Genomic DNA, 8,932 nt, shown 5'->3' with positions numbered 1-8,932 from the left:
TCCGCCGGCGGCCGCGCAGAGTGCCGGAGCTCCGGACAGCAAGCAGAACTGGCCGATCGGGCCGCTCAACGGCGAGCCGCCGCTGACGCTGTTCCGCGGCAAGGAACTGCGTGAGCTGCCCGCCGGTAGCGAGCTGGACCGCTTCGGCGGCCCGAACGGCAACCTGACCTACGCGGCCGGGACGCCGTTCGAGGAGCGCTCGCTCGTGCCGGAGTGGGTCAACCGGCCGTATCACGTATACCGCGTGCAGCGTCCGCTCGAAGCGCTCGCCGGTGTCGCGATCCCGTGGTTCAACCAGCCCGGTGGCGGGTCGGCGTACCTGCTGCCGGCGTCCATCGAGGAACTGCTCGCCGAGGGCGACCTCATCGAGCTGGACCCGGGCGAACCGCCGATCGACTAGCCCTTCCGTGTTATGAACGGACCTTTCATAACAAATCCTGTTATGAAAGGTCCGTTCATAACAGCCGGGGGTCAGTGGATGACGAGGCCGTGGGCGGCGGCGTAGGCGACGGCGGTCTCGGTGTCCACGTGGACGCCCCTGAGGTTCGCCTGTACGAGGCCGTTGGCGTCGATCCGCGCCCCGCGCAGGTCCGCACCCTCGAGTTTCGCGCCCGCCAGCCGGGCTCCGGTGAGGTCCGCACCGCGCAGATCGGCGCCGGCGAGGTCCGCCTCCGTCAGGTTGGCCTCGCGCAGCCGCAGTCCGGCGAAGTCCACTTTGGACAACCGGTTGCGACTCAGCGAGACCAGCGAGAGATCACATTCGGTGAACGCGACCTTCTGGAAGCGGCAGTCCACAAAGGACGATCCGAGCATCGAGCAGGAGCTCCACCGGGCGCCGGCCAGCACCGTGCGGTCGAAGGTGCACGACCGGAACGCCGACGCCTCGTGCCGGGAGCCTTCGAAGTCGACCTTGGTGAAGTCGCATTGGTCGAAAGTGCAGCCCTGGGTGCGCAGCCCACGCAGGTCGGCCTCGGTGAAATCACATCCGACGAAACTGCGTTTTTCCCACCATTGCTGGGAAAGGACGGCTTCACGGTAGTCTTCGCCGGTTTCGATCACCCGTCCAGGATGGCATACCCGCTCACGGCCACGAGATCCCGTCGAACAACGCGCGCAGCTTCGCGGCCCGCGCGGGCGAAGACGCGGCGATCCAGCCGATCCGGCCGAGCAGGTGGGCACGGAAGTCCGGATGCGCGGCCCGGTTCTGCGCCTCCGGCCCGGTGCGGGCGCAGTTGTGGAGCAACGCGCGCAGGGTGTCGTAGTCGGCCCGCGACGCCGCCGGTGCGCTGTTCACCACCAACCCCGCGACCCGTTGCCGCTGATGCGCACCGGTGATCGACGTCTTGTCGTCCCGCAGCCGAAAGCCCTCGTCGGTCACGATCCGCCGGACACCGGGCAGCAACCGGCGCAGCGGCAGGGAATTCCCGGAGAACGCCAGATCGTCGGCGTAGCGCGTGTAGGCCGCGCCCAAGGAACGCGCGAGGCCGTCGAGTCGCCGGTCGAGGTGATGCGTGACCGCGTTCGCGACCGCGGGCGACGACGGCGCGCCCTGCGGCAGATGTGTGGCCGCCAGGTTTCTCAGCAGCCGCTGACGGGCGGGATCACGGCGTCCGCCGGGCGCGGCGGCGAGGACGTCGGGCGGCGCGGCGGTGGTGAGTACGCCCGCCAGCGCCTCCGCCACGGCCTCCGGATACCCCGCGAGTGCGAGCAGGGCGGAGATCCTGCGCGCGGACACCGTGGGGAAGAAGCCTTCGAGGTCCATCCTGACCACGGTCGCCCGGCCCGCATGCGGCGTGGCACAGGACATCGGCGAACGTCCGCGGCGGAAGCCGTGCGCGGCTTCGTGCACCGGCAGCGCCTCGACGACGTGCCGCAGGATCCGGCGCTGCAGTTCGGCGAGCCGCGGTTTCGGCCGCTCGATGAGCCGCACCCCTCCGGACGCGGTCGGGATCCAGCGGTAGCCGTAATGCCGGATCGGGTCGGCCGCGCGCCTGTTCCAGCCTTTCGCATCGGCGAACCACGAGAGTTCGCCCGGCGTCAGGTCGAGCGCGGCGGCGCATTCGTCGAACGTCGTCCAGCGGGCGACCTGCCACCGCCAGACCGGCATGGGCCCGAGAAGCGACGCGGAGGTGACTCTTTCTCCTGTCATCCGCGCGGACTCGTACGCGAAGCATGCCGCGCTCGCGCGGGGCGCCTTGTCTTGCTGTCGTCGTGCTCCCCGGGGTTGCCCCGGAGTGGGTGGTGATCCACCGGCTCACCTCCGCGTCGCTGTCACCACCCTACCGACTTCAGCGACTCGGGATGATCTTCGAGCCCGACACGTACTTCATGGCCTCGATGAACTTCGGGTCGTTCATGCGGCGCTCCATCTCCGGGTATTCGAGGTCGACCAGCCGGGTCTGGATCCACCAGAGGTTGCCGAACGGGTCGCGGACCCGGCCGACGCGGTCGCCGAAGAAGAGTTCGGTCTGCCTCGTGACTTCTTCGGCGCCCGCCTCGATGGCCCGACGCTGCGTCTCCACGCTGTCCTCGACGTAGAGCCGCAGGTACGCCGGGGTTTCGACCCAGTCGTCCTGCGCGTCGAACAGCATGACGACCGAGTCGCCGACCCGGACCTCGGCGTGCCCGATCTTCCCGCCCTCGACATACACCGGTTCGCCCATCGGTTCGGCGTCGAAGACCCGCTTGAGGAAGTCGATCACGCCCGCGGTGTCGCGCGAGATGATCCACGGGGTCACCGAGTGGTAGCCGGCGGGAATCGGGTTGCTCATCGAAGTTCTCCTCAGTCGTCGTGGTGCGTTGAGAAGAACACTAGAAGGCGTATAGGACAGAACATGTCCTAATGCGATTTCAGCAGGAAGGACGGTTTCGCGTCCTGCCACTCCGGCATGTCCAGGGAGTTGAGCGCCTCGACGATGCGCTTCTCCTCGTAGCGGAAATGCGTCTCCATGATCGCCGTGAGCCCGTCGAGTTCCCGTTGCACATGCAGGATCTCGTCCGCGCGCGACTCCGGCCCGACACCCGCGACCAGTTCCTCCAGTCGTTCGAGGATCTCGGTCACGACGTCGTGGTCGTGCGCCAACTCTTCGAGTGACGGGCGCAGTTCGGGGAATTTCTCCGCCAGCACAAGGAAAGCGCCGCCGTCCTCCCCGGTGTGATGCCTGGTGAGCGCCGAGCAGAAGGTGAGGCAATGCGCCCGGAGATCGCGCAGCCGCTCGGTGCGCCCGGCCGCGACCGACCCGAGGTCGTCGTGCAACCTGGCCAGCTCTTTACGCAGCCAGTTGTGAACCTGGACGAGTTGATTTCCGAACGCCGTCAACCGGCCGTTCGAGGAAGAAGGGGTTTCCATGATTTCCCATGGTCCGACGCCTCCGCGCCCACGACGGTCTCTTTGCCGGGTGCACTGCGACGTTGATCGAACTACAGCACAGCCCCGGCGCGACCGTCAAGGGAGCTCAGTGGAAGTCACGGGACTTGGCGGTGATCCGCAGCGGCAGGTGCCGGATCTGTTCGGCGAGGACGTTCACCACCTCGCCGGTGCGCTCGACCACGCCGCGGACCAGCAACGCGGGACTGCCGCGGGCGACCCGGTGATAGCGCTGCCACACGCCCCTCGTGCAGATGACGTTGATCATCCCCGTCTCGTCTTCGAGGTTCATGAAGGTGACGCCTCCCGCGGTCGCCGGCCGCTGGCGATGGGTCACCGCGCCACCGGTCAGCACCCGGGTGCCGTGCGGGACTTCGCGCAGGCCCGCCGCCGTCACGACGCCGAGTTCGTCGAGGTTCCCGCGGATGAACTGGGTCGGGAAGCTGTCCGGGGACACCCCCGTGGCCCAGACGTCCGCGGCGGCGACGTCGATTTCGTCCATCCCCGGCAGCATCGGCGCCTTGGCCCCGGTGGTGAGCCCGGGGAGTTTCTCCAGGCTTTCGTCGGCGACCGCGCCCGCCGCCCAGAGCGCGCTCCGCCTGCTCTCGCCGAAGCAACCGAACGCGCCGGCCGTCGCCAGCGCCTCGACCTGGGGTTTGGTCAGGCGGACCCGCCGGGCGACCTCGGGCAGATCCGCGAACGGGCCGCCGCGTTCGCGCTCCTCGACGATCGTCTTCGCCAGGTTCTCGCCGATCATCCGCACGGTGGACAGACCGCCCCGCACGGCGAGCAGTTCTCCCCCTTCCGGCAAGGGTTCCAGCGTCGCGTGCGGGAGGCTCGCGTTGATGTCCGGGCCGAGCACCGTGACGCCGTGCCGCCGGGCGTCGGCGACCAGCGACTGCGGCGAGTAGAAGCCCATCGGCTGGGCGCGCAGCAGTCCGGCCAGGAACGCGTCCGGGTGGTAGTACTTGAAATACGCGCTCGCGAACACCAGCAGGGCGAAGCTCAGCGCATGACTCTCCGGGAAGCCGAAATTCGCGAACGCCTTGAGCTTGCCGAAGATCTTCTCCGCGAGTTCCTCCCCGATGTCGTGCTTCGCGGCGCCTTCGAGGAATCGCCGTTTGAGCCGTTCCATCTTGCGTTCGGACCGTTTGGCCCCCATGGCGTGCCGCAGCTGATCGGCCTCCGCCGGGGTGAAATCCGCGACGTCGAGGGCGATCTGCATCATCTGTTCCTGGAACAACGGGACGCCGAGGGTCTTCTTCAGCGCGTTCTCCAGTTTCGGATGGTCGAAGTCCCATTTCTCCTGGCCGTTCTTGCGCCGGATGTAGGGATGCACCGAACCGCCCTGGATCGGACCCGGCCGGATGAGCGCGACCTCGACCGCCAGGTCGTAGAAACTCCTGGGGCGCAACCGAGGAAGGGTGGCCAGCTGCGCCCGGCTCTCCACCTGGAAGACGCCGATCGCGTCGGCGCGGCAGAGCATTTCGTAGATGTTCTGATCCTTCAGATCCAATTCGGAGATGTCGACCTCTTCCCCTTTGTGGTCGTGAACCAGATCGATCATATAGTGCAGGGCCGACAACATTCCGAGCCCGAGCAGATCGAATTTGACCAGTCCGGCGGCGGCGCAGTCGTCCTTTTCCCATTGCACGACACTGCGGTTCTCCATCCGCGCCCATTCGATCGGCACGACCTCGCTCACCGGCTGCTCGCAGATCACCATTCCGCCGGAGTGGATGCCGAGGTGCCGGGGGAAGTCCTCGAGCGCGGCGGCGAGTTCCACCACCTCCTCGGGGATGTCGTGATCGTGGTCCTTTTCCGTGGTGCGCAACGCTCCCCAGCGGTCGATCTGCTTGCTCCACGCGTCCTGCTGGCCGGGCGAATACCCCAGTGCCCGCGCCGCGTCCCGGACCGCGGACCGCGCCCGGTAGGTGATCACATTCGCCACCTGCGCGGTGTTCAGCCTGCCGTACTTGTCGAAGACGTACTGGATGGCCTCCTCACGGCGATCGGACTCGATGTCGAGGTCGATGTCGGGATAGCCGTCGCGATCCGGGGCGAGGAAGCGTTCGAAGAGCAGGTTGTAGCGCACGGCGTCGACCTTGGTGATGCCGAGCGCGTAGCAGACCGCCGAATTCGCGGCCGATCCCCGGCCCTGGCAGAGGATCTCGTTGTCCCGGCAGAACCGCACGATGTCCCAGACGATCAGGAAGTAGCCGGGGAAGCCCAGTTCTTCGATGATCTCCAGTTCGTGCTCGATCAGCTTCCGGGCTTTTTCGCGGTACTCCTCGGTTTTGTTCTTCTCGTGGTCCTTCGCGCCCGCATAGGTGAGTTCCCGCAAGAAGGTCGCTTCGGTGTGGCCGTCCGGAACCTCGAACGGCGGCAGCTTCGGTTCGATGTGGTGGAGTTCGAACGCGCATTCCCGGCCGAGCAGCGCCGCTCGCTGCACCGCTCCCGGATACCGCGCGAAGATCCCGGCCATCTCCTCCCCCGAGCGCAGGAACGCCGTCCCCGCGGCGGGCAGCCAGCCCTCCATGTCCTCCAGGCCCCGCCGGGCGCGGATGGCGCCGACCGCGTCGGCGAGCGGGGCGCGTTCCGGGCGGGCGTAATGCGCCGCCGTGGTGGCCACCGTCGGCAGCCCGAACTCTCGGGCCATCTCGCTCAGCAGGTCGTTGTGCGTGCTGTCCAAAGGAAGGCTGTGATCGGTCAGTTCGACGTAGACGTTGTCCCGGCCGAAGCAGTCGATGAGTTCCTTCAGCTTCGTCACGGCCGCAGTGGGACCTTCGGTGACGAGCGCCTTCCGCACCGCGCCCTTGCGGCAGCCGGTGAGCACGACGCATTTCCCGGCGACCTCTTCCGCGACCTTGCGCAGGTCGTAAACCGGTCTGCCCTTCTCCGCCCTCTCCTTCGGCGACAGCGTTTCGCGGTCGAAGCCGTACAGCTGGCCGGCGGTGATCGCCCGGTTCAGGCTCAGATAGCCGTCCTGTTGTTTGGCCAGCAACAAGAGGTGCTCGCCCTCGGGATCGGCGAACCCGTTCTGCGGCCCGGACAGCCCGAAGCTGAGCTCCGTGCCGAAAACGGTGTGCACACCCAGTTCCCTGGCCGCTTCGGCGAAGCGCACGACGCCGTACATGCCGTCGTGATCGGTGAGCGCGATCGCGTCCAGGCCCAGCCGCGCGGCCTCCTCCACCAGTTCCTCGGGATGACTCGCGCCGTCGAGGAAGCTGAAGTTCGAGTGGCAGTGCAGTTCCGCGTACGGCACCCGCCTGGCCGTGGCGCCGTCGTCGTCGCCGATCAGCCCGGTCAGATCCGACGGAGGCCGATAGCCCTCCCGTTTGGCACTCCACGCGGGGCTGTCGCCGCCGTCCCCGGGCGGGACCTCGCCCGCGAGTTCACGGGCGAGGTCCTTCCACGGCCGAGGCGGGTTGTTCCAGCCCATCGGTCACCGGTTCTCGGTCGAACGTCTCGGCGCGGGGACGAACACTTCCGCCCGCGGGACGCAAGCCGACCAGGCTGTGTCCAGCTCCGCTCGCTGCACCGGGACGACCGGTTCCTCCAGCCATCGCCGCACCAGCCGCGTGTACTCCTCGTCCATGGTCAGTCGTACTTCCCTTCCAGCGTCCACATCGGATTCTTGTGGCCTTCGAAGCGGAGCAGGACCGCTTCTTCGGCATCTCTCCCGTCGGCGAGCAGGACCTGCAACCGGATTCGGGTCCCCGACCGCGCGTGCCCGGCCCCGGCGCGGACACCGACCAGCCACGGACCGGCCCAGGAAAGGACCTCACGCGGCTCACCACCCTCGAAGCTCACGAGGAACGGCGCGGCGGTGACCCGGCGCCGCACGGTGATCTCCACGGTGCGGCCGTCCTCGTCCAGCACCTGGGCGGGCACCGGACGCGCGAACACCGTCGCCGGGGACGGTGACGGAAGCCGTCCGGCCCAGTTCGCGTCCACCTGCGCCGACTTCTCCCGTCTGTCGCCCCACGGCACCAACCGGACGCGTTCGACGGGATCACGGCCGCCGTCGAGGACGGCGGTGAAGACACTCTCCGGACCGAGCAAACCCTGTACCCGCACCAAAGCCCGGCCCGCGCGTTCCCCGGCCAGGCCGTCGTCCTCGGTACACGGACGCAGCGCACCGGCCGCACCCGCCTGCCACAGGCCGAGCTGCAGCGACCGGCCTTCGACGGTCTCCTCCGGCTCCAGCCGCAGCCGTACGACACCGGATTTCGGTCTGTCCTTGGCTTTCAGCCAGCCTTCGAACTGCCAGCGCACCCTGTCCGCGACGCCGAGCGGGGTCAGCGGTTCGGCGCAGCGCCACACCCGGCCGAGCTGCTCGCCGGTCTCGGTGGTGGCGTAGATGCCGAGCCGCGTACAGGCCAGCCCGTGCGCGGCGAGCCCGGAATGGAACTGCTCGCCGAGCCCTTTCGCCACGAACGCGGCGGCGTCGACCCGGTCGATCGGTGGGTCGAACGCCTTCGCGAGCGACAGTTCCGGTGGCGGACGCCGTCGCAACGGCGGACGTTCGGACCGCCCTCGGGCCAGCCGGTGGGCGAGTACGCCTTCCATCCCGAAGCGCCCGGAGACGTCGCTTTCGTCGAGCGCGGCGAAGGCGCCCAACGTACGAAGTCCGAGTTGCCGGAGCAGGGTGACCAGTTCGGCTCGCCCGGCTTCGGGCTGGTCGAGTTCACGGATGGGCAGCGGGGCCAGGAAGTCCGCGGTCTCCCCTGGCTCGACCAGGGCCGAGCGGCGTGCCGCGAGCGTCGCGGCGAACAGGCCGTCGGCCACGCCGACCTGGCATTCCACTCCCGCCGCCACGGAGACCTCGTCCACCAGACGTTCGAGGAGCCCGTGTTCGCCGCCGAAGTAGCCGGCGGCACCATCGACCGGGACGGCGACGATCCCCGGACGTACCACCTCGACCCCGACGGCCAGTTCCTCCACCGCCTGCGCGACGGACTCGAAGAGCCGGGCGTCCCGGCCGTCGTCCTCGCCGAAGACCGCCAGATCCGGGCAGCAGGACTGGGCCTCACGCCGCCGCATCCCCCGGCGGACGCCGTATCCCCTGGCCACCGCGGTGCAGGCGACCACGCGGTTCGCCGAGAAGACCGCGGCCGGGCGGCCGACGGGTTCGCCCGCGACGGCCGCGGCGGCGACCGCCGGCCAGTCCGGGCACCACAGCACCAACATGCGCACAGGAGGGTTCACGCCGTCCCCCACCTAGCCGCCGGGAAGGCGGCCTTCTCGACTTCGCCTTCGCCGGGAAAACGCAGCAACGCCGACATCCCCCGGGCGGCCGCACCCCGGCCACCCGTCCGTACCTCGACCTCACGGGAGCGCAGGTAACCCGCGCCATCGCCTTCGAAACCCGTCCAGCGGGTGCGACGGCAGCTCAGCTCGACCTCGGCGCCCGGCCAGGAACCCAGGGAGAGCAGGACCGAACCGCGGTTGCGAGCTCGCGCGGACAGCCGCCTCGCGATGTCCGGCCGGGCGAGCCCCGGGCCGACGACCACGAGGTCGAAACCGTCGAGCAGCGCCGCGGTCACCGCCGGGAACTCGGCA

General features: G+C 68.9%; 8 protein-coding genes and 1 pseudogene. 1 reads left to right on the top strand and 8 read right to left on the bottom strand.

Annotated elements, in window-relative coordinates:
• Positions 1-400, top strand: a 400-nt coding sequence (locus H5J31_RS38790; RefSeq protein ID WP_181777636.1) for a TNT domain-containing protein, incomplete at its 5' end; no start/stop codon positions are given.
• 71 nt (positions 401-471) lie between these two features.
• Here H5J31_RS38790 and H5J31_RS38785 read toward each other — a convergent pair.
• From H5J31_RS38785 to H5J31_RS38750, 8 genes and pseudogenes are all read right to left on the bottom strand, one after another.
• Entirely contained in the window at positions 472-1,059 is a 588-nt protein-coding gene (locus H5J31_RS38785; RefSeq protein ID WP_181777635.1) for a pentapeptide repeat-containing protein, read from the bottom strand.
• A 22-nt stretch (positions 1,060-1,081) separates the two neighbouring features.
• Positions 1,082-2,149, bottom strand: coding sequence for a reverse transcriptase family protein (locus tag H5J31_RS38780; protein WP_236005655.1), 1,068 nt, complete (start codon positions 2,147-2,149; stop codon positions 1,082-1,084).
• A gap of 139 nt (positions 2,150-2,288) precedes the next feature.
• Complete coding sequence (locus tag H5J31_RS38775) at positions 2,289-2,771, bottom strand: VOC family protein (RefSeq protein ID WP_181777634.1); 483 nt, start codon at positions 2,769-2,771, stop codon at positions 2,289-2,291.
• Positions 2,772-2,839: 68 nt separating this feature from the next.
• The gene (locus tag H5J31_RS38770; protein ID WP_181777633.1) at positions 2,840-3,349 is read right to left on the bottom strand and encodes a hemerythrin domain-containing protein; all 510 of its coding nucleotides are present in this window, start codon (positions 3,347-3,349) and stop codon (positions 2,840-2,842) included.
• A gap of 106 nt (positions 3,350-3,455) precedes the next feature.
• Complete coding sequence (locus tag H5J31_RS38765) at positions 3,456-6,809, bottom strand: error-prone DNA polymerase (protein ID WP_181777632.1); 3,354 nt, start codon at positions 6,807-6,809, stop codon at positions 3,456-3,458.
• Positions 6,810-6,812: 3 nt separating this feature from the next.
• A complete protein-coding gene (locus H5J31_RS38760; protein ID WP_181777631.1) occupies positions 6,813-6,965 on the bottom strand; it encodes a hypothetical protein in 153 nt (50 codons plus the stop codon).
• Positions 6,966-6,967: 2 nt separating this feature from the next.
• Positions 6,968-8,560 (bottom strand): DNA polymerase Y family protein, encoded by a 1,593-nt coding sequence (locus tag H5J31_RS38755; protein ID WP_181777637.1) that lies wholly within the window; start codon positions 8,558-8,560, stop codon positions 6,968-6,970.
• A 14-nt stretch (positions 8,561-8,574) separates the two neighbouring features.
• Positions 8,575-8,932: pseudogene (locus H5J31_RS38750) on the bottom strand (hypothetical protein); the annotation flags it as partial.

The sequence above is a fragment of the Amycolatopsis pittospori genome (assembly GCF_013870525.1).
In the GTDB taxonomy this organism is placed as follows: domain Bacteria; phylum Actinomycetota; class Actinomycetes; order Mycobacteriales; family Pseudonocardiaceae; genus Amycolatopsis; species Amycolatopsis pittospori.
This window is presented reverse-complemented; position numbering and strand designations above follow the sequence as displayed.